This window comes from Microbispora bryophytorum (assembly GCF_006874465.1).
GTDB classification, from domain to species: Bacteria; Actinomycetota; Actinomycetes; order Streptosporangiales; family Streptosporangiaceae; genus Microbispora; species Microbispora bryophytorum.
In genome coordinates this window covers 26,431-45,478 of the sequence record NZ_VIRL01000010.1, presented here as the reverse complement: position 1 = coordinate 45,478, position 19,048 = coordinate 26,431, and the positions used below count along the sequence as shown (strand labels likewise).

General features: G+C 71.4%; 19 protein-coding genes. 10 read left to right on the top strand and 9 right to left on the bottom strand.

Annotated features, from left to right (window positions below; all coding sequences use genetic code 11):
* Nucleotides 1-203 precede the first annotated feature (203 nt).
* The 3 genes from FLX07_RS19040 to FLX07_RS19030 are packed head-to-tail and all read left to right on the top strand — an operon-like array spanning nucleotide 204 to nucleotide 1,814.
* Entirely contained in the window at nucleotides 204-713 is a 510-nt protein-coding gene (locus FLX07_RS19040) for an HNH endonuclease (RefSeq protein ID WP_142572168.1), read from the top strand.
* Between the two features lie 11 nt (nucleotides 714-724).
* Nucleotides 725-1,540 carry a GNAT family N-acetyltransferase gene (locus FLX07_RS19035; protein ID WP_142572167.1) on the top strand — a complete coding sequence of 272 codons (816 nt, stop codon included), beginning with the start codon at nucleotides 725-727 and terminating at the stop codon, nucleotides 1,538-1,540.
* A 52-nt stretch (nucleotides 1,541-1,592) separates the two neighbouring features.
* The gene (locus FLX07_RS19030; RefSeq protein ID WP_142572166.1) at nucleotides 1,593-1,814 is read left to right on the top strand and encodes an FmdB family zinc ribbon protein; all 222 of its coding nucleotides are present in this window, start codon (nucleotides 1,593-1,595) and stop codon (nucleotides 1,812-1,814) included.
* A 74-nt stretch (nucleotides 1,815-1,888) separates the two neighbouring features.
* On the opposite strand, the gene FLX07_RS19025 is transcribed toward FLX07_RS19030, so the two are convergent.
* Entirely contained in the window at nucleotides 1,889-2,383 is a 495-nt protein-coding gene (locus tag FLX07_RS19025) for a helix-turn-helix transcriptional regulator (RefSeq protein WP_142572165.1), read from the bottom strand.
* A 163-nt stretch (nucleotides 2,384-2,546) separates the two neighbouring features.
* Between FLX07_RS19025 and pip the strand changes: the two genes are divergently transcribed.
* Both pip and FLX07_RS19015 read left to right on the top strand, forming a co-directional pair.
* Nucleotides 2,547-3,506 (top strand): prolyl aminopeptidase, encoded by a 960-nt coding sequence (pip, locus tag FLX07_RS19020; protein ID WP_142572164.1) that lies wholly within the window; start codon nucleotides 2,547-2,549, stop codon nucleotides 3,504-3,506.
* A 285-nt stretch (nucleotides 3,507-3,791) separates the two neighbouring features.
* Complete coding sequence (locus tag FLX07_RS19015; protein ID WP_142572163.1) at nucleotides 3,792-4,235, top strand: hypothetical protein; 444 nt, start codon at nucleotides 3,792-3,794, stop codon at nucleotides 4,233-4,235.
* Between the two features lie 57 nt (nucleotides 4,236-4,292).
* On the opposite strand, the gene ilvD is transcribed toward FLX07_RS19015, so the two are convergent.
* Entirely contained in the window at nucleotides 4,293-6,131 is a 1,839-nt protein-coding gene (gene ilvD, locus FLX07_RS19010) for a dihydroxy-acid dehydratase (RefSeq protein ID WP_142572162.1), read from the bottom strand.
* A gap of 108 nt (nucleotides 6,132-6,239) precedes the next feature.
* A complete protein-coding gene (locus tag FLX07_RS19005) occupies nucleotides 6,240-7,019 on the bottom strand; it encodes a nuclease-related domain-containing protein (RefSeq protein ID WP_229689737.1) in 780 nt (259 codons plus the stop codon).
* 195 nt (nucleotides 7,020-7,214) lie between these two features.
* Between FLX07_RS19005 and FLX07_RS19000 the strand changes: the two genes are divergently transcribed.
* Nucleotides 7,215-8,642 carry an amidase gene (locus FLX07_RS19000; protein WP_142572160.1) on the top strand — a complete coding sequence of 476 codons (1,428 nt, stop codon included), beginning with the start codon at nucleotides 7,215-7,217 and terminating at the stop codon, nucleotides 8,640-8,642.
* A 3-nt stretch (nucleotides 8,643-8,645) separates the two neighbouring features.
* Here the strand turns inward: FLX07_RS19000 and FLX07_RS18995 are convergent, their stop codons facing one another.
* Together FLX07_RS18995 and pepN are read right to left on the bottom strand one after the other, a co-directional pair.
* Nucleotides 8,646-9,617 carry a hypothetical protein gene (locus tag FLX07_RS18995; RefSeq protein ID WP_142572159.1) on the bottom strand — a complete coding sequence of 324 codons (972 nt, stop codon included), beginning with the start codon at nucleotides 9,615-9,617 and terminating at the stop codon, nucleotides 8,646-8,648.
* A 209-nt stretch (nucleotides 9,618-9,826) separates the two neighbouring features.
* Nucleotides 9,827-12,391, bottom strand: coding sequence for an aminopeptidase N (gene pepN, locus FLX07_RS18990; RefSeq protein ID WP_142572158.1), 2,565 nt, complete (start codon nucleotides 12,389-12,391; stop codon nucleotides 9,827-9,829).
* Nucleotides 12,392-12,574: 183 nt separating this feature from the next.
* Between pepN and FLX07_RS18985 the strand changes: the two genes are divergently transcribed.
* Nucleotides 12,575-13,183 (top strand): mycothiol-dependent nitroreductase Rv2466c family protein, encoded by a 609-nt coding sequence (locus FLX07_RS18985; protein WP_142572157.1) that lies wholly within the window; start codon nucleotides 12,575-12,577, stop codon nucleotides 13,181-13,183.
* 95 nt (nucleotides 13,184-13,278) lie between these two features.
* Nucleotides 13,279-14,685 carry an aldehyde dehydrogenase family protein gene (locus tag FLX07_RS18980; protein WP_142572156.1) on the top strand — a complete coding sequence of 469 codons (1,407 nt, stop codon included), beginning with the start codon at nucleotides 13,279-13,281 and terminating at the stop codon, nucleotides 14,683-14,685.
* Between the two features lie 4 nt (nucleotides 14,686-14,689).
* On the opposite strand, the gene def is transcribed toward FLX07_RS18980, so the two are convergent.
* Entirely contained in the window at nucleotides 14,690-15,178 is a 489-nt protein-coding gene (gene def / locus FLX07_RS18975) for a peptide deformylase (RefSeq protein WP_142572155.1), read from the bottom strand.
* Nucleotides 15,179-15,284: 106 nt separating this feature from the next.
* On the opposite strand from def, the gene FLX07_RS18970 reads away from it, so the two are divergent.
* On the top strand, nucleotides 15,285-15,755 hold the full coding sequence (locus tag FLX07_RS18970) for a ribose-5-phosphate isomerase (RefSeq protein WP_142572154.1): 471 nt from the start codon (nucleotides 15,285-15,287) through the stop codon (nucleotides 15,753-15,755).
* A gap of 7 nt (nucleotides 15,756-15,762) precedes the next feature.
* Here the strand turns inward: FLX07_RS18970 and FLX07_RS36520 are convergent, their stop codons facing one another.
* Nucleotides 15,763-15,930, bottom strand: coding sequence for a hypothetical protein (locus FLX07_RS36520; RefSeq protein ID WP_167748302.1), 168 nt, complete (start codon nucleotides 15,928-15,930; stop codon nucleotides 15,763-15,765).
* Nucleotides 15,931-15,969: 39 nt separating this feature from the next.
* A complete protein-coding gene (locus FLX07_RS18965; protein WP_142572153.1) occupies nucleotides 15,970-17,199 on the bottom strand; it encodes a GNAT family N-acetyltransferase in 1,230 nt (409 codons plus the stop codon).
* A 117-nt stretch (nucleotides 17,200-17,316) separates the two neighbouring features.
* Between FLX07_RS18965 and FLX07_RS18960 the strand changes: the two genes are divergently transcribed.
* The gene (locus tag FLX07_RS18960) at nucleotides 17,317-18,429 is read left to right on the top strand and encodes a PP2C family protein-serine/threonine phosphatase (protein WP_142572152.1); all 1,113 of its coding nucleotides are present in this window, start codon (nucleotides 17,317-17,319) and stop codon (nucleotides 18,427-18,429) included.
* A 4-nt stretch (nucleotides 18,430-18,433) separates the two neighbouring features.
* Here the strand turns inward: FLX07_RS18960 and FLX07_RS18955 are convergent, their stop codons facing one another.
* On the bottom strand, nucleotides 18,434-19,039 hold the full coding sequence (locus FLX07_RS18955; protein WP_142572151.1) for a response regulator transcription factor: 606 nt from the start codon (nucleotides 19,037-19,039) through the stop codon (nucleotides 18,434-18,436).
* Nucleotides 19,040-19,048 lie beyond the last annotated feature (9 nt).

The following is a 19,048-nucleotide window of genomic DNA, read 5'->3' as shown; positions in this document are numbered from 1 at the left end:
CAGGCGTTCCCGTCGTTCACCTCACGGACCCTTTATGGGGTGGCGGAGAGGCCGCCGACAAGGCCACACTTTGGTGAAGGGCGGTGCCGTGGTGACGATCCGCTGGGCCGTCCGGCGGAGGTCCCTGTGACGGAAGCACCCGGGTCCCAACAGACGGGGCCACAACCCAGGCGCACAGCCGAGACCGCTGTGGAGGCCGGCTGATGCGCCAAGTCCTGCTACTCAACGCCACATACGAACCGCTGACCACGCTCTCCCTGCACCGGGCCGTCATCCTGGTGCTGAGAGAGAAGGCGGACGTCGTCCACCGCGACGGCCGGGGCGCGGTCCTGCGCTCGGCCACCTGCACGCTCGACGTCCCGTCGGTCATCCGGCTGCGGCGCTACGTCCGCATCCCTTACCGGACGCGTATCCCGCTCACCCGGGCGGCGCTGATGCGCCGGGACAACTTCCGCTGCGCCTACTGCGGCCAGCGGGCCGAGACCATCGACCACGTCATCCCACGGTCAAAGGGAGGCCCCCACACCTGGGAGAACTGCGTCGCCTCGTGCATGCCGTGCAATCACCGGAAGGCCGACAGGCTGCTGGAGGAGCTCGGGTGGGCGCTGCGCGTGGCTCCCGTGGTGCCGCACGGCGCGCACTGGCGGCTCATCGGCGCGCAACTCGACGGCGATCCGCAGTGGGCGCCCTATCTGTCGGAGACGGCGGCCTGACGGATGACGTCATGAGATGGACGATCACCGCCGACGTGGAGGAGTACGCCGCGGCGGCCGAGTCCTGGCTGCTGCGCGACCCCGTGCGCAGCACGGTCATGTTGACCGTGCTGAGCGGAATCCGCGACGGCCGGTTCACGGCCGATCCCCTCCTGGCCTGGCTGGAGGACGACGGCACGGTGGTGGGGGCGGCCTGCCGGACGCCGCCCTATCCCCTCGCGCTGGGCGATGTCCCGCTCGCGGCGCTCGCCCCGCTGGCGCGGGACCTGATCGAGAGGGACCACGACGTCCCCGCCGTCGGCGGTCCGGCGGCCGTCGCCGAGGCGTTCGCACGCGCCTGGTGGCGGCCGCAGACACACCGCCGGGCCGAGCGGCTCTATCGCCTCGGCGCGCTGCGGGCTCCCTCCGCGCCGGGGAAGCCCCGCGTGGCGGGCCCCGACGACCTGCCCACGGTGGTGCGCTTCTTCCGGGAGTTCCAGCAGGAGGCCCACGCCGAGCGCACCGCCGATCCCACCCCGGTCGCCGCCGCGCGCGTCAACCGCGAGGAACTGGTCCTGTGGGAGGACGGCGCCCGGCCCGTGTCCATCGCCGGGGTCTGCGCGCCGATCGCCGGCATGTCGCGAATCGGGCCCGTCTACACCCCGCCCGATCTGCGCGGGCGCGGGTACGGCAGCGCCGTCAGCCACGCGGCCAGCAGGAAGGCGCTCGATGACGGAGCAACCGAGGTGCTGCTGTTCACCGATCTCGGCAACCCCATCTCGAACTCCGTCTACCAGAGGCTCGGCTACCGGCCCATCGCCGACTACGCCACCATCCACTTCACCTGAGGTGCTTCCCCGCGGCGCGCGCGGTCGCCGCGGCGGGCCGTAATCTGGACGCATGCCTCGCTATGACTACCGTTGCCGCGCGTGCGGATCGACGTTCGAGCTCAACCGTCCCATGGCGCAGGCCGGTGACCGGGCGGTCTGCCCCTCCGGCCATGACGACACCGTGAAGCTGCTGTCCACCGTGGCCGTCACGGGCAGGGCGTCCGGGGCTCCCGCCGCCCGTCCGGCGGGCGGCGCGGGCGGCTGCTGTGGCGGCGGTTGCTGCGGCGGCTGACCCGGGGGTGTCCCGCCGCGTGGTCCGGGTCAGGCCTGCGGCCCGCGGGCGCCACGCCCGCGGGCCGCGGTGTGTCAGGCCGCGGACGGGCGACTGGCCCGCGAGCGTCGTTGGAACGGCAGGTAGCGCTGCGGCAGATGGGCGCGGGCCGGTAGGTCGGTCGGTTCGACCGCCAGGATGCGGTCGAAGCGGAAGGCCCTGATCGACCGGCGCATGCGGCACCAGCCCACCAGGTACCAGAACTCGCCGTGGACCAGGCAGGTCACCGGCTCGACGTCGCGGACCGTCATCCGGCCCGCGGCGTCGTGATACTGGATGCGGATGACCAGGCGCGCGGTGATCGCGTTGGCCACCGCCCGCGCCCGCCGGGCGACGTCGGTGGGCAGCGGGGTGGTCAGGGTGGTCAGGGTCGCGGCGATGACGTCGTCGTCCAGGTCGAGGTGCTCGAAGGCGTGGCGCAGACCGCGCCGGGCGGTGACCGACTGCGGGCCGGCACCGAGGTGGGCGAGCGACAGGGCGAGGGCGGCGATTTCCTCGGCGGTCAGCGAGTGCCGAATGACGTTGGCCATACCTCGACAATAACGACGAGGACTGACATTTTTCCGAACGCCTGCTCGGGAAGAACGACAGGTTGATCTGTCCTTCCGGTCACTGTTTGCTGTCCGGGACGCTTGACCGCCCGCGTGGGAAACCGCTTTTCCCGCCCATACGGGCCACTGTAGTTTCTCCAGAGTGCATCCCGCCATCGAGCCGTACGACCACGGGTATATGGACACCGGGGACGGCCATCTCGTCTATTGGGAGGTCTGCGGGAACCCCGAGGGCAAGCCCGCGCTCGTCGTCCACGGTGGCCCGGGCTCGGGCTGCAGACCCGGCCAGCGCCGGGCCTTCGACCCCGCGCGCTACCGCATCATCCTGTTCGACCAGCGCAACTGTGGCCGGAGCCTGCCCCACGCGAGCGATCCGGCGGCCGACCTGAGCACCAACACGACCCATCATCTGATCGCGGACATGGAACGGCTGCGTGAGCGTCTCGGCGTCGAACGATGGCTGCTCCACGGCGGGTCCTGGGGATCCACGCTCATCCTCGCCTACGCCGAGGCTCACCCCGAAAGGGTGTCGGAGATCGTCATCGCCGGCGTCACTATGACCCGCGGCTCCGAGATCGACTGGCTCTACCGGGGAGTCGGCCGGTTCCTCCCCGAGCAATGGCAACGCTTCCGCTCCGGCGTGCCGGAGGACCGGCGCGACGGCGACCTGCTCGCCGCCTACGCGCGGCTGATGTCCGACCCCGATCCGGGCGTACGGGCCAGGGCGGCTCACGAGTGGGTGACGTGGGAGGACGCGGTGATCGCGCACGAGGTCAACGGCAAGCCGGACGCCTACAGCGACCGGCCCTCCGACGCCCTGCAGGCCTTCGTCAGAATCTGCACCCACTACTTCTCGAACGCCGCCTGGCTGGAGGAGGGCGTCCTGCTGCGCGACGCGCACAAGCTCGCCGGCATCCCCGGCGTCCTCGTCCACGGCCGCCTCGACCTGGGGGGACCGCTGGAGACCGCCTGGCAGCTCGCCCAGGCCTGGCCGGACGCGCGTCTGGTCGTGGTGGACGACGCGGGCCACACCGGCAGCGCGGCCATGCGCCGCGAGATCGGGGCGGCGTTGGACGGCTTCGCGAGCGCCGCGGGCGGATGACGCGCTGAAACTTTCAGCGGCCGGGCTCCGCCCGGAAAGCACGGTGAGCCGGGTAGTCGAAATATTTCGCCGAATCGCTCGTAAAAGGGTCGCGATCGCCGCTGCTTATCGAATTTCGGCCGCATGGTCCGCCGGAAACACGTTTCGGGCCATTGGTTGAGCGCATTTTCAGCTGACGTGATGTTCCGGCCTGCCGAAAACTCGGGTGATTGACCGTTCCTGGGGGAGGTGGTGCATTCGTTGTGGCTGCTTTCGAATGCGGGAGAAGGGACATCAATGTTCGCTGTGAATCCAGCCCGGAGGGTGCTCGCGCTCGGTGCGGCGCTCGTCACGACCGGTGTGCTGAGCGTGGCGCTCGCGCCCAACCCCGCCGCGGCCGACGCCGTCACGCTGAACGCCACGGTGGACTGCCTCAACTACAACAGTTTCGGGGACACCAGAGACTGGTACCCCATCTCCGTCGTAGGGGTGCCGTACGCCAGCCTGGTCGCGGTCCCGGCCACGCACGCGTGGCAGTTCACGAAGACGCTGGCCAGTGGGACGACGTCCGTCAGCGTCTCCGCCATGTGCAGCGAGGGCCATATGTACGACTTCGCCGGTTCTGCCGGCAGCGTCAGCATCCCCGCGGGAACCACCACCGTGACCGCCACCTGGGGCTGCACGACGGCCCCGGTCTATCCCGGTCCGTGGATGACCAACTGCAGCGTGCAGTCGGTTTCCTACAGCTGACCGGCATGAGAATGCGGGGCCGCCTCTTCGGAGAGGCGGCCCCGCATTCTCATGGTTTCAGCGGGAGAGCTGGGACAGGTCGCGGGACGCGCCGGTCGAGGCCGAGGTGGTGAGCGCGGCGTACGCCTGCAGGGCGGCCGAGACCGTGCGCTGGCGGTCGCGCGGCCGGTAGCCGCCGAGGTCGGCCAGCAGCCGCTCGCGGCGGGCGGCCAGCACGTCCTCGGCCACCTTGAGCTCGATCGAGCGGCCGGGGATGTCGATCTCGATGATGTCGCCGTCCTCGATCAGGGCCATCGTCCCGCCCTCGGCGGCCTCGGGAGAGGCGTGGCCGATGGACAGGCCCGACGTGCCGCCGGAGAAGCGGCCGTCGGTGATCAGCGCGCAGGCCTTGCCCAGGCCCTTGCCCTTGAGGAAGCTCGTCGGGTAGAGCATCTCCTGCATGCCCGGGCCGCCCTTGGGGCCCTCGTAGCGGATGACGACCACGTCGCCGGCCTTGACCTTGCCGGCGAGGATGCCCTCGGAGGCATCCTCCTGCGACTCGAACACGACCGCCGGGCCCGAGAAGCGCCAGATCGACTCGTCCACGCCGGCCGTCTTGACCACGCAGCCGTCCTGCGCGATGTTCCCGTACAGCACGGCGAGGCCGCCGTCCTTGGTGTAGGCGTGGTCGAGGTCGCGGATGCAGCCCTCGGCGCGGTCGAGGTCGAGCGACTCCCAGCGGGCGTCCTGCGAGTACGCCTTCACCGTGCGCACGTTGCCGGGCGCCGCGTGCCACAGTTCCACGGCCTCGCCGGTGACTTCGGGAGACTTGGGGTCCCACTTGGCGATGTACTCCGCGATGGAGGCGGAGTGGACGGTCGGCAGGTCGCGGTGGAGCAGACCGGCCCGGTCCAGCTCACCGAGGATGCCGGGGATGCCGCCCGCCCGGTGCACGTCCTCGACGTGGTACTTCATCGTCGCGGGGGCGACCTTGCACAGGCACGGCACCCGCAGCGACAGCTCGTTGATCTCCTTGAGCCCGAAGTCGACGCCCGCCTCACGGGCGGCGGCCAGGATGTGGAGGATCGTGTTGGTCGATCCGCCCATGGCGACGTCGAGCGCCATCGCGTTCTCGAACGCCTCGCGGGTGGCGATGTTCCGCGGCAGGACCGACTCGTCGTCGTCCTCGTAGTAGCGCCGGGCGAGGTCGACGATCTGCCGTCCCGCGTTCTCGAACAGGGTCTTGCGCGCCTTGTGGGTGGCCAGCGTGGTGCCGTTGCCGGGCAGGGCCAGGCCGATCGCCTCGGCGAGGCAGTTCATGGAGTTGGCGGTGAACATGCCGCTGCAGGACCCGCAGGTCGGGCAGGCGTTCTCCTCCATCTCCAGGAGCTCGGCGTCCGACACGCTCGCGTCGGCGGAGGCGATCATCGGGTCGATCAGGTCGAGCTTGCGGCCGGGGACCTTGCCGGCCTCCATCGGGCCGCCGGACACGAAGATCGTGGGAATGTTGAGCCGGAAGGCGGCGAGCAGCATCCCGGGCGTGATCTTGTCGCAGTTGGAGACGCAGACCAGCGCGTCGGCGCAGTGCGCGTTGACCATGTACTCGACCGCGTCGGCGATCAGCTCGCGGGACGGCAGCGAGTAGAGCATGCCGCCGTGGCCCATCGCGATGCCGTCGTCCACGGCGATCGTGTTGAACTCGCGCGGGATGGCCCCCGCCTCGCGGACCGCGCCGGCCACCACCTCGGCGACCTCGCGCAGATGCACGTGGCCGGGCACGAACTGCGTGAAGCTGTTGGCGACCGCGACGATCGGCTTGCCGAGGTCGCTGCCCGCTACGCCCGTGGCCCTGAGCAGCGCGCGGGCGCCGGCCATGTTCCTGCCGTGAGTGACAGTGCGGGACCTGAGTGCGGGCATCGATGAACCCCCATCTGGAGACTACTGAGTCTTCAAATGGTACGGCCAGTGCCCGGCTGCCGAGACCCGCTGTCCACGAGTCGGGACACGTCTGGTGTCGGGACGTGTCTACTCGGGATACCGCGCGGGCAGCACGCGTTCGGCGGCCCGGTGGATCGCGTCGATCTCCGCGTTGGTGAGCGACCTCTCCCGCTTGGTGATCCACTTGCGCACCAGCCCGCCGGAGAAGACGTCCACCTCACGGATGTTGAGGATGCGCCACGGGATCGGCGGCCCGTAGATGGCCAGGGACGGCACCACGGTGATCTCCCGGCCGAGCGCCTTGCTGATCAGGTCGCTGGCCTGCGCCGCCTCCCACCGGGCCTCGTCGAGCCGCGGCTTCTGGTTGAACGGGCCGTGGAAGAGCTTGCGGTGCGACTGGACCCGCACGGGCAGCCGTTTGTCCCACTTCTCCGAGTCCACCGCGTACACGCCGGTGGGCCCCACCACGAGGTGGTCGATCTGCGCCTCGCTGCCGGGGATGGCGCGGGCGTGCAGCGTCTTGTAGCCGTTGCGTTCCAGCTTCTTGAGCTGGGCCTCCGTCTGACGCTCCGCCGCGGAGGCGCGCCGCCACGCGGGGATGGACGAGACCGTCCTCGCCCGGTAGACGGCGTCGGCGACGCACGCGAGGATGGCCGCGGTGAGCCCGAGCCGCCAGCTGCCGAACAGCACGCCGAACGCCACGCCCGCCGCGACCGCGATGACGGCCCGGCGACGAAGGTGGCGGTATCGCGTGTCCTGCCACAGGATGCTCAGCGACGTGCGCTCGACCGGAGCGTACGTGGGAGACGCCGGCGCCTCAGGTGGCGCCGAAGGGCGTTCCGCCTGCTCTGAGGTTTGGTCACCCACCCATATAGGTGACGTATCGTGACCGTCTTCTGGCGCTAGACCGGTATCCACATCACTCACGGTAGTTGAGCCGTCAGCGGCTTGCCTAGTGTTGGATGGTTCATACTTTTGTGGCCTGCTTGAGCCGATTCGTTGCGCGGAAGTGCGGGTATCTTCTCTAGATATCCGCGGCCAGGGGCCTTACCGTTCGGTAGCGTGGCGCACATTCACGATCTTACCGCCCTTGAGCAGGCGGCAGCCGTACGTACGGGTGAACTCTCTCCTGTTCAGATCACCGAGCACTACCTGGAGCGCATCGAACGGCTCAACCCCCGCCTGGGGGCGTTCGTCACGGTGACCGCCGACCGGGCTCTGGTCCAGGCCCGCGAGCAGGAGGCCCGGCTCGCCGCCGGTGACGCGGAGGACCTGCCCCCGCTGCTGGGCGTGCCGATCCCGATCAAGGACCTCAACTTCGTCAAGGACGTGCCGGTCCACTTCGGCTCGGCCGCGTACGAGGGGTTCGTCGCGCCCGCGGACGACAGCATGGTCGAGCGCCTCCGGGACGCCGGCACGATCATGCTGGGCAAGACCAGCACCCCCGAGTTCGGCATGCCCTGCTACACGGAGACCTACCTGCACGAGCCCACCCGCACGCCGTGGGACACCACGCGGTCGGCCGGGGGATCGAGCGGGGGAGCGGGGGCCGCCGTCGCGGCCGGTCTCGCGCCCGCCGCGCAGGGCAGCGACGGCGCGGGCTCGATCCGCATCCCCGCCTCCGTCTGCGGCCTGTACGGCATCAAGCCCAGCCGCGGCCGCATCTCCTCGGCCCCGATCATGCCCGACCTCGCGGGACTGTCGACCAGCGGGCCGCTGGCCAGGAACGTCGCCGACGCCGCGGCGCTGCTGGACGCCATGGCGCACAACAATCCCGGCGACCTCTACCACGCCCCTGCGCCGGCGCTCGGGTCGTTCTCGGCCTACGCCGGGCGGGACCCGGGCCGCCTGCGGATCGCCCGGTTCGCCACGCCCGCCGTGCCCGGCGCGGAGGTCCACCCCGACGTGCTGGCGGCGTACGAGAGCGCCTCGGCGGTGCTGGAGTCGCTCGGTCACGAGGTGGAGGAGATCGCGCCGCCGTTCGGCCCGGACGTGGTGCCCGAGTTCGTCAAGATGTGGTTCAGCTTCTCCTGCATGCATCCCGTGGCGGAGGAACTGGAGCCCAAGCTGCGCCCGCTCACCGCGTGGCTGCGCGAGCGCGGCCACGCGATCTCGGCCCCGGAGTTCCTCCAGGCGCAGTCGACGCTCCAGCTCGCCACCCGGTTCGCGCTGCTCGTGACCGACGCCTACGACGCGGTGCTCTCGCCGACCGTCACCCAGCCGCCCGTGCCGGTCGGCTGGTTCGAGGACGTCGAGTCGCCCGAGGAGACGTTCGAGCGGATGATGCGCTTCGCGCCTTTCGCGGCCATCTACAACGTGAGCGGCCAGCCCGCGGTCAACCTCCCGCTCTACTGGACGCCCGACGGCCTCCCCATCGGCGTCATGCTGGCCGGCAGGTACGGCGACGAGGGCACGCTCATCTCGCTGTCGTCCCAGGTGGAGGCGTCGGTCGGCGGCTTCTGGGGGGACCGCAGGCCGCCGGTCTGGTGACGGCTAATCCCGCAGCAGCTCGACGACGTAGGCCGAGACGTCGGCGAGCAGCGTGGCCGGCCGCACCGGCGCCGCCGCGACGGCGGAGAACAGGGCGGGAAGCCCCGGCAGCGGGAAACCGTCGTCGGCGGTGACCGCGGCGGCCGCGTCGTGCTTGGCCAGCGCGGTGCGGCTGCGCTCCCACGCCTCCAGCACCTCCTCCGGCGACGGCACGCCGAAGCCGTGGCCGACCGGGGCGGCGTGGCGCAGCCGCACGAGCGGGGTCTCGGCGAACGCCAGCGCGATCCGGCAGCGGGTGGCCAGGCCGGCCAGGTCCGGCACCCAGTCGAGGGCGGGGCAGGGAGTGCGGCACCGGCCGGCGCAGGTGGCGAGGGCCCCCGCGACCTGGCTGTGCTGCCGGTCGAAGTAGGCCCGCCAGCCCGCGGGCGGCTCCACGGCCACCCGCAGCGTCCGCTCCGCCGCCGAACGCTCCGCCCTCGTGTGGTCGCACTCCCGGTCGGGCATGACCCCGAAGCGGCTGCCGGCGGCGCGCAGGCCCTCAGGCCAGCGAACCGGGTCGCCCGCGTGGCCGAGCGCGGGCTCGAAGGCGAGCAGCGGAAGATACTCGCTGCAGATGTGTACGGCCGCGATCATCGAGCTGAGCTCGCGCCGCCGCCAGCGGGCCTCGACGACCTCGAGAAGCAACGCGTACGCCGGCCGAAGCGAGTCGAGCGCGCCGCGCGGCTGCTCTCTCGGCGTCTGCGGCATGTGGCACGCGCGGGCGCGCCTACGGAGGTCGGCCGGCACCGTCTGGGCGTCGATCTCGGCGTGGAAGTCCTCGGCGTCGAGGGTGAGTAATCGCTGGCCGAACTCGCAGACCGACGCCACCAGGGCGGCCCGCCCGCCCTCCCCGAGCACGGCCGGCGCGAGCGCGCCGACGTCGCCGAACGAGTACCTCCCGGCCAGGGCGATCAACAGGTCGTGGGCTGAGTGCACCCGACGACCCTACTCAGCACGCCGACGGGCGTCCGCCTCCCGCCGTGCCTTCACGTGCCCGCCTTCAGGTGCCCGCCCGCCGTGCCACCTGTCCCCCGGCACGCCCGAGGGCCCCGGCGGTGTGCCGGGGCCCTCGGGATCGTGATCGTGCGGCCCGACGCGGACCAGACGGACGTGAGCCGACGTGGACCGCTGTGGATCGACGTTGATCAGGCGGAGGCGTCCCGCGCCCGGGCACGCAGCGCCCGGCTGACGCCGTCCGCGCCCTCGAGCAGCAGGCGGCGCAGCGCGTGCGGCGGCTGCGCGGCGCTGATGTGGTCCTGCGTGCGGGCCACGGTCTCCGGACGGATCAGCAGCGCGGGGTAGCAGCCGATGGCGAAGTTCTGCGCCATGTCGGAGGTCCACTCGCTCCAGATCCGCCCGACCTCCTCGAAGTACCGGTCGGCGTACGGCTCCAGCAGCTCGGGGTGGTGCGGGTCCACGAAGCCGAGGATCGTGGCGCGCAGAAGCGCGCCGCTCAGTTTGCCTCCCACGATCGTCGCCCAGGTCTCGGCCTTGGCCTCCGAGGTAGGGACCGAGGCCCGGCTGGTGGCGGCCGAGCGCTCGCCGGTCGCCGTGGCGTCCCTGGCCAGCTCGGCGTCGATGTCGCCGGCGCCGAGGACGCCGCCGGACACGAGCGCCTGGATGAGCGTCCAGCGCAGGTCGGTGTCGACGGCCAGCCCCTCGGGCGCCTCGCCGCCGTCGAGCACGCCCTTGAGGAACGCGAGGTCCTCGGGCGAGGTGGCGGTCGCGGCGAGGGCGTTGACATAGGCGAGCTGGTGGTCCGAGCCCGGCTCCGCCGCCGCGGCGAGGCGGCGCAGCGCGCCGGCCAGCTCGGCAAGGCCGGTGGCCCGCCACGCCGGGTCGGCGTACTGCTGCACGGCCTGCCGGGCCTGGCGCAGCACGGTCTGCAGGACGGTCATGTCGCGCACCGAGTCGATGCCGGAGACGACCAGCTTGACGTAGTCGCGGGTGGCCATCTCGGCGTCCCGCGTCATGTCCCAGGCGGCCGACCAGCACAGCGCGCGGGGCAGCGACTCGGTGAACGCGGTGATCCCGCCGCCCACGAGGGTGTGCAGCGACCGCTCGTCGAGCCGGATCTTGGCGTAGGTGAGGTCGTCGTCGTTCACCAGCACCAGGTCGGGCTGGACCTCGCCGACCAGCTCGGGCACGGCCGTGCGCGCGCCGACGACGTCGAGCTCGACCCGCTTGGTCCGGGACAGCACGCCGTCGCGCAGGGAGTACAGACCGACGGCCACCCGGTGCGAGCGCAGCGTCGGGTGCTCCTGCGTGGCCTCCTGCAGCACGTCGAAGCTCAGGAACCGGCCCTCGTCGTCGGTGGTGAACGACGGCCGCAGCGTGTTGACGCCCGAGGTCTCCAGCCACTCCTTCGACCAGGACGACAGGTCGCGCCCGGAGGTGCGCTCCAGCGCCGACAGCAGGTCCTGCAGGGAGGTGTTCTTCCAGGCGTGCTCGTTGAAGTAGTCGCGCACCCCGGCGAGGAAGTTGTCGAGCCCCACGTACGCGACGAGCTGCTTGAGCACCGAGGCGCCCTTGGCGTACGTGATGCCGTCGAAGTTGACCTCGACGGCCTGCATGTCCGGGATGTCGGCGGCGATGGGGTGGGTGGAGGGCAGCTGGTCCTGCCGGTAGGCCCAGGCCTTCTCGACGTTGGCGAACGTGGTCCACGCGCCCTGGCCCCACCGGGTCGCCTCGGCCTGGCACAGCACGGACATGTAGGTGGCGAACGACTCGTTCAGCCACAGGTCGTCCCACCAGCGCATGGTGACGAGGTCGCCGAACCACATGTGCGCCATCTCGTGCAGGATCGTCTCGGCGCGGCGCTCGATGAGCGCGTCGGTCACCCGCGAGCGGAAGACGTAGTCCTCCAGGAACGTCACCGCGCCCGCGTTCTCCATGGCGCCCGCGTTGAACTCCGGCACGAACAGCTGGTCGTACTTGCCGAAGGGGTAGCGCAGGCCGAAGACGCGGTGGAAGAAGTCGAAGCCCTGCTTGGTGACCTCGAAGATGTTCTCGGGGTCGAGATACTGCGCGAGCGAGCGCCGCACGTAGATCCCGAGCGGGATCCCGTCGTGCTCGTCCCGCACGACCGCGTACGGCCCGGCGATGAGGGCCGTGATGTACGTCGACATCACGGGGGTCGGCGGGAAGTGCCAGCGCTTGGCGGCCTGCAGCGTGCCGTGCCGCCCGTGGTGCTCCTCCAGCGCCTCCGCGGTGTCGGGAGCGGCGTTGGACACCACCTCCCAGGCGGCGGGGGCGAGGACGGTCAGCTCGAAGGTCGCCTTGAGGTCCGGCTGGTCGAAGCAGGCGTACATCCGGTGCGCGTCGGCCGTCTCGAACTGGCTGTGCAGGTAGACCTGCCGGTCCACGGGGTCGACGAAGCGGTGCAGGCCCTCACCGGTGCGCATATAGGAGCAGTCGGCGTCCACGCGTAGCTCGTTGCGCGCGGCCAGCCCCGGCAGCGGGATGCGGCCCTTCTCGGCGTCGTAGGTGCTGACGTCCAGCTCCCTGCCGTTGAGCACGACCTTCCGCACGTGCGCACCGTGGAGGTCGATGAACGTGTCCGCCCCCTCGCGGTCCGACGTGAAGTGGACCGTCGTGACGCTCTCGAACCGCTCCTCGCCCTCGGTCAGGTCGAGTTCGACCTGGTAGGACTGGACGGAGAGCAACCGAGCGCGCTCCCGAGCCTCGTCCCGTGTCAGATTCCCTGCCACACACCGCTCCTCATCGCATGGTCGACGCCCCCGATCCCCGCCGCCCCGTCGCGTCAGGGATTGCATGAATCCTGCCACGTCGCGGAGACATGACGGGTTCGAGATCGCTCCTACCTGGAATAGGAGATTTCCTGCCCGGGTTGTCGACCGAGGGAACCATATTCCGTTCGAGAGGGTGTCACAGTGTCCGACCGAAAGCTTGTCGATTTCTGGTTCGACCCCGCCTGCCCCTGGGCGTGGATCACTTCACGCTGGATCCACGAGGTGGCCGCGCTGCGTCCCATCGACGTGCGCTGGCACATCATGAGCCTGGCGGTCCTGAACGAGGACAAGGACATCCCCGCCGACTACCGCGAGGGGGTCAAGAAGACGCTCGGCGCCGTACGGGTGCTGGCCGCCGCCGCGGACAAGTACGGCGAGCAGGTCCTGGGCGACCTCTACACCGAGATCGGCAGGCGCTTCCACGACGAGGGGCGCGAGCGCGGCCGGGACACGATCGCCGAGGCCCTGACCGCAGCCGGGCTCGACCCCGCGCTGGTGGCGGCCCACGACTCGGACGAGTACGACGAGGAGATCCGGCGCTCGCACGGGGAGGGCATCGAGCTGGTCGGCCAGGAGGTCGGCACACCGGTCATCGCCGTCGAGGGCGCGGCGTTCTTCGGCCCCGTCGTGTCGCCGATCCCGAGGGGCGAGGCCGCCGCGCGCCTGTGGGACGGCGTCCTGCTCGTCGCCGGCACCGACGGCTTCTTCGAGCTGAAGAGGTCGAGGACCCGTAACCCGATCTTCACCTGAGACTTCACAGGCTCCTTCACTCCCGCGCGAACCGAGCGGAAAGGTTTCGGTCCGAGGACTCGCCATCTGACAGCCGAGGCGCAAGGATGAGTGGCATGCGTCACCTCTACGTGAACGGAGCCTGGGTCCCGTCCTCCTCCCGCGAGGCCGTTGACGTCGTCAACCCCGCGACCGAGGAGGTCGTGGACCGGGTGCCCGCCGGAGCGCCCGCCGACGTCGAGTCCGCCGTCGCCGCCGCACGCGCCGCCTTCCCCGCATGGTCGGCTCTGGACCCGGCGGAACGCGCCGCGTTCCTGGGGGCGGCGGCCGGGCTCCTGCAGGAGCGCGCCAGGGAGATCGCGGCGACGATCGCCACCGACATGGGTGCCCCGCTCACGCTCGCGCTGAAGGTGCAGACGCTGATGCCCGCCGAGGTGCTGGCCTCCTACGCCGACCTCGCCAAGCGGTACGAGTTCGACGGCGGCCGCGTGGGCAACTCGCTCATCGTGCGGGAGCCCGTCGGCGTGGTCGGCGCGATCACGCCGTGGAACTACCCGCTCCACCAGGTGGTGTGCAAGGTGGCCCCGGCTCTCGCGGCCGGCTGCACCGTCGTGCTCAAGCCGAGCGAGGTCGCGCCGCTCGCGGCGTACGCGCTGGCCGACATCTTCCACGAGGTCGGGCTGCCGCCCGGCGTGTTCAACATGGTCAGCGGCCACGGGCCGGTGGTCGGCGAGGTCATCGCCGCCCACCCGGACGTGGACATGGTCTCGTTCACCGGGTCCACCAGAGCCGGCCGCAGGGTCGCGGCCCTCGCGGCCGAGACGGTCAAGCGGGTGGCCCTGGAGCTGGGCGGCAAGTCGGCGAACGTCATCCTCCCCGACGCCGACCTGGAGAAGGCGGTGAAGCACGGGGTCGCGGGCGCCTACCTCAACTCTGGCCAGACCTGCTCGGCGCTGACCCGGATGCTCGTCCACTGGGACCAGTACGACGAGGCCGTGCGGCTCGCCGTGGAGGCGGCCGGCGCCTACGTCCCCGGTGATCCGTTCGCCGAGGGCACCCGCCTCGGGCCCCTGGTGTCCGCGGCCCAGCGCGACCGGGTCGTCAGGTACATCAACCGCGGCCAGGAGGAGGGCGCCCGCCTCGTGCTCGGCGGGACCGACAACCCCATGGAACGTGGTTACTACGTCGAGCCCGCGATATTCGCGGGGGTCTCGCCCGGCATGGCGATCGAGCAGGAGGAGATCTTCGGCCCGGTGCTGGTGATCGTCCCGTTCGGGTCGGAGCGCGAGGCCGTGGAGATCGCCAACGGCACGCCGTACGGGCTGTCGGGGGCGGTGTGGGCGGGCACCGAGGACAAGGCGCTCGCGGTCGCGCGCCGCCTGCGCACCGGGCAGGTGGCGGTCAACGGCGGCCGGTTCAACACGATGGCGCCGTTCGGCGGCTACAAGCGCTCGGGAATCGGCCGGGAGCTCGGCGAGTTCGGCCTGGAAGAGTTCCTGGAGGTCAAGGCCATCCAGCTGTAGGACGTCAGGGCGTCTGCAGGAGGATCTTGCGGCGCTCGTCCTTGCCCAGCCGGTCGACGTACAGCGTGCCCTCAAGGTGGTCGAACTCGTGCTGGAAACAGCGGGCGAGCATGCCCCGGGCCTTGACGGTGACGGGCCGGCCGAGCTTGTCGACCCCGCGCACCGTCACCCCTGCGGCGCGGGCGGTCGGGGCGTACAGCGGCTTGCCGGTCTCCTTGCCGGGCACCGACAGGCAGCCCTCCTCCTCGACGACCTGCTCGGGGTCGTCGATCGTCAACTCCGGGTTGATCACGTGGCCCTTGCGGTTGCTGATGTCGTAGACGAACAGCCGCCGGCCCACCCCGATCTGCGGCCCTGCCAGCCCGACGCCGTCGGCCTGGTACATGAGCGAGAACATCTCGTCGATCAGCCGTCGCAGTTCGCGGTCGAAGTCCGTCACCGGTTCGGCGGGGGTGCGCAGGACCGGGTCGCCGACATAACGAAGCTCGCGCATGACACTCCTGGGAGGCCGGGGTGTAAGGGACGGAAGCCCGTCTTGGCCATTACTTTAATGGAGCCCGGGGTCGTCTCCGCCAGGGTCCTTCTGGGAAACTCATGTCGTGCGTGTCTACATCGGTGCCGACCATGCCGGCTACGAGCTGAAGAATCACCTGGTCTCCTGGCTGAAGGAGCAGGGCCACGAGGTGGAGGACTGCGGTCCCCACGTCTACGACGCGGAGGACGACTACCCGCCGTTCGTGCTGCGGGCCGCGCAGGGCGTGGCCGGCGACGCGGGCAGCCTCGGGGTCGTGATCGGCGGCTCGGGGAACGGCGAGCAGATCGCCGCCAACAAGGTGCGGGGGGTGCGCGCGGCCCTCGCCTGGAACGAGGAAACGGCGAAGCTGGCCCGCGAGCACAACGACGCCAACGTGATCAGCCTGGGCGCCCGGCAGCACACGCCTGAGGAGGCCGCCGGGTTCGTCGGGCTCTTCCTGGCCACGCCGTTCTCCGGGGCCGAACGGCACGCCCGGCGGATCCGCCAGCTCGCCGACTTCGAGACCACCGGCGAACTGCCGCCGCTGCCCGCCTGAGCTGCCTCTAGCGGGTGTCCCTGTCCCTGTCCCGGCCCCGGCGGGGCTCCCGCCGGGGCGTCTCGTCGCGCAGCGGCCGCTGGTCGGCGGCCTCCTGCTGCTCGGCCGTCGGCCGGGACACGTCGCGGGCCCGCATGGCCGTGATCGCGGTGATCTGCAAACTCTGCAGCGCCATGCCCCGAAGCCTACGCGGTCCGGACGCCCGGGGCGCGGGTCAGAACACCCGGCAGCCCCAGGGGGCCGGGTCCCACGCCATCGCGGCCGACAGCTCGCGCAGCGCCCCCGGCCGGTGCTCCCGCACCAGCCCGGCATCCGCCGCCGCCCGCAGGGGCCGCCCGCCGAGGTAGGCCGCGCCCAGCACGTCGACCGGCAGCGTGAGGTCGGGGGGCGCGCCGGTCGGTTCGCAGGACGCCTTGCCGGTGACCAGGCGGAGGCGGCCGGCGTTCCACGGGCAGACCTCGTCCTCGATCTCCAGCACCAGGTCTGCCGGGGCCGCGTACGCGCGGGCGGCCAGGGCCCGGTCCACATCCACCAGGCGGATCCACAGGTCGTCGAGCCAGACCGCGTTGAGCTGGCGGGGCTCGGCCAGCAGGTGCATGATCGGGTCGTCCACCGGCCGCCGCCCGGCGTGGACGACCGAGCACAGGTCCCGGTCGAGGACGCCGCGCCAGACCAGCGCGTACGCCGCGGGATCGGAGGCCATCAGCTCCAGGAGCCGGACCTCCCCGTCCGGCACGCCGTGCTCGTTCCAGCCGGCCTTCGCCCGGAACAGCGCGTAGCCGCGCGCCCCCGTCGCGTCCTCCGCGATCAGGCAGCGCAGCGGGCCCATCCCGCCCCGGTCGTGCTCGGTGTCCGGAATGATCTCGGTCTTCCAGAACCCGTCGGACCTCGCGTACATGCCGGGACGGCCGGGCCGTACGGCGTCGTAGACCCGCCGAAGGCCGGGCAGCGCGTCGGCGGGGGCGGCCACGCGCAGGCGCAGCGCCGGGTCGGCGGGGGCCGAGCGCGTGAAGGCCGAGCCGTGGGTGGGGATGCGGAAGGACAGAGTGTCGGCGGCCCTGCCGTACCCGAAGCGCCCGTAGATGCCCGCCTGACTGGCGTAGAGCGCGGCGACGGCCTCACGCCCGTCCTCGTGCAGGCCGTGCAGCTGCCGGGTCATCAGCGCGGTCAGCACGCCGCGGCGGCGATGCGAGGGGAGCACGCCCACCGACGTGACGCCGGCCACCGGGATCGGCCCGCCGGGCACCGTCATCTCGAAGGACAGCGCGCCGGCGCCGCCGACCATCAGGTCGCCGTCGAAGGCGGTCAGCAGGCGGTCGAGCTCCACGACCTCGCGCCAGCGGTCGGCCATCTCCAGGGGATAGGTGGCGCTGAACGCCTCGTAGTCGACGGCGACGAAGGCCGGCCACTCGGAGCCCCCGAGGGGGCGTACGGTGATGCTCATCGAATCACCGTAGAAGCGGGCCGCGGGGTGGGGCGACCCAATATCCGTGCCGCATGATCTAGACGTTGGTCAAGCAGGTGCCGCCATCTGGGATGTCCGGATACAGTCGAGGCCATCATGACTTCCCGTCCGGCGCCGCTGATCCCTCCTCGGCTGCGTGCACTCCTGGCGCGCGTGCCGCTTCTGGTGCCGTCGGTCCGTTTCGTGAGGAAGGTGTGGTCGAAGGACCGGTACCTCCTCATCGCTCTCGTCATGCTCACCGTCGTGATCGGCGTGCTCGACGCGGAGGTGTCGGCGTACTGGTTCTCGCCCTCGCTGCTGATCCTGTTCACGCTGATCGGCGGCCTCCAGCTCCGGCTGCGCAGCCTCACGATCCTGCTGTGCGTGGCCGTCGCAGCCCTGGCGTACATGGGACCGATCAGGGAAGTGCCCAGCGTCGGCCCCGGCCTGCTGATCACGATGGCCTTCACCGCCGTGCTCGCCTGGATGATGGCGCGGACGCGGGGCAAGCTCGGCGTCCAGGGCCTGCGCGGCGACGCGATGCTGCTGGAGCTGCGCGACAGGCTCAAGCGGCAGAGCGAGCTGCCGCCGCTGCCCAAGGACTGGGGCGGCAAGGTGGTGCTGAAGCAGGCCGGGGGATCGTCGTTCGGCGGCGACTTCGTCGTCTCGATGCGGGAGGGCGACCGGGTCCGGGTGGCGGTCGTCGACGTCTCCGGCAAGGGCGTGGACGCGGGAACCCGCGCGCTCATGCTGTCGGGCACCTTCGGCGGCCTGCTCGGCTCGGTGGACGACTTCCTGGCCGCGTGCAACTCCTACCTGCACCGCCAGCTCGGCGACGAGGGATTCGTCACCGCCGTCCACCTGGAGCTCGACCTCTCCACGGGGGAGTACACCATCACCTCCGCCGGGCACCCGCCCGTGGTCCGGTTCGACGCCGGGTCGGGCACATGGCGGGTCTCCACGGCGAAGGGCGTCGTGCTCGGCGTGGTGCCCGACCTGGCCTGCGAGACCGACAGCGGGGTGCTGCGCAAGGGCGACGCGCTCATGCTGTTCACCGACGGGCTGATCGAGCAGCCCGGCCGGGACATCGACGCCGGGCTCGACCGGCTGCTGGGCGAGGCCGAGCGGCTGCTGCCGTCGGGATTCCGCGACAAGGCCCGGCAACTCGTCCAGTCGATGTCCTCCGGCCACAACGACGACTGCGCGCTCGTCCTGATCTGGCGGCCCTGACCTCCTACAGCCAGCCGGAGTCGGTGGCGATTCTCACGGCGTCGACGCTGTTGCGCGCTCCCGTCTTGACGAGGATGCGCGACAGGTGGTTGCGCACGGTGCCGACGGACAGGCCCAGCTCGGCGGCGATGTCCTTCGAGCGCCCGCCCCCCGCCGCGAGCCGCAGCACCTCGTGCTCCCGCGGCGTCAGCGGGCAGTCGGCGGCCTCCAGCGCGGCCACCGCCAGCTCGGAGTCGACGACCCGGCGCCCGGTCGCCATCCGGCGGATGCCGTCGGCGAGATGCTCGGGGGCCACCTCGATGCTCAGATAGCCGAGGACGCCCGCCGCGAAGGCCCGCTTGACGTGACCCGGGCTGGGCTGCGCCGACAGCAGCATCACCCGGCAGCGTGGCGCCTTTTCTCCCAGCCGCGCGGCCGCGGTGAGCCCGTCCACCCCGGGCAGGTCCGCGTCGATGACCGCGGCGTCCGGCCGCAGCTCCAGAGCCGCCGGCACGATGTCCTCGCCCGACCCGACGTCCGCGACCACCCGCAGGTCGTCCTCCCCGTCGAGGGACGCGACCAGGCCTCGCCGTATCAACGGAAGGTGTTCGGCCACCAGGATCCGGATCAAGGTTCTCCT